Source organism: Candidatus Cloacimonadota bacterium (assembly GCA_034661015.1).
Taxonomy (GTDB): domain Bacteria; phylum Cloacimonadota; class Cloacimonadia; order JGIOTU-2; family JGIOTU-2; genus JAYEKN01.
The window spans coordinates 1-1,232 of record JAYEKN010000020.1 but is presented as its reverse complement, the minus strand read 5'-3'; the positions used below and the strand labels follow the sequence as shown (position 1 = coordinate 1,232).

General features: G+C 37.0%; 1 protein-coding gene. It reads right to left on the bottom strand.

Going from position 1 to position 1,232, the window contains the following annotated elements:
- Positions 1 to 1,232 (bottom strand): ATP-binding protein (locus U9P79_00540; GenBank protein ID MEA2103121.1); only part of this gene is annotated, 1,232 nt, incomplete at both ends.

The following is a 1,232-nucleotide window of genomic DNA, read 5'->3' as shown; positions in this document are numbered from 1 at the left end:
TTTTGAAAAACCTGAAACCCATTCATTCCGGACATTTGAACATCCAACAGAATTAGATCCGGCTGAAATTCCTCAGCCTTAATAAGTCCGTCATATCCGTCTAGAGATGATTGATAAGAAAAATCGCCAATTTCGTCCAGCAACTCCATAGTTAACTCAATATTTTGTTCTTTATCGTCAATGATCAATATTTTTTTCTTTTTTATAACATCCTGCAATTTTCTTCGTTGTGCCGGTTCTTTTGTGAGAATAGGAGTTGCACTATCTCTTATGGGAAGTGTAATTGAAAATGTGGTGCCAACGCCCTTTTCGGAAACTACAGAAATATTTCCTTTATGTTCTGATATTATTTTTTTTGTTACAGCAAGTCCCAAGCCGGTTCCCTTTGCCCCTTTTGTGCTGAAGAATGTATCAAACAATTTTGGGATGCTCTCCTCATCAATACCAGTTCCATCATCGGATATTTTCACGGCAAAATTATCCTCGTCAATTTTCTCAGTTTGAACCGTAATCTTACCCTCAGGATTGTCTGAAATTGCATCAAAAGCATTTGTGAGGAGGTTTATTATGCATCGTTTAATTCCCATCTGGTCCACTTGAACGAACATAAGATCGGGATCGAATATTTTTTGAAATCTTATTCCATTTAATTGTGCCTTTTGATGAAAAAGTTTTAATGTGGAAGACAGCAGTTCGTTTATATCTTTCACTTCGTAAACGGGATTTCTTTTTTGGGAATAGGACAACATATCCAGCACCAGATTTTTTATAAATTCATTATTATCCTTAACGAGTTCCCAACCCTTATGAATGGTATCGAAATCTTCTTTGTCAATCCCTTTGTTCAATATATAGGTTCCTGCGTCAACTCCCTGTAGAACATTTTTTATGCAGTGTGCCAAACCCGTAATAGTTTGACCGATCGCTGCCATTTTTTCACTTTGCACGATTCGCTCATGAAGAGTTGCATTTTCAATTGATATGGCAGACTGTCCCGCAATGATCTGCAAAAACTCCATATCCCTCGAAGAAAAATCTTTGCCGTTAATTTTATTGATAACTTCTATCGCACCCCAGATTTGTTTTTCTGTAATCAGAGGAACGCAGAGAATTGATTTTGTTACAAATCCGCTCGATTTATCTGCACCCTTAAAAAAACGAGTATCTTTTGAAACATCGTTAACTACGATTGGTTCTTGAGTTTCAATAACAGCCCCAACGATTCCTTCACC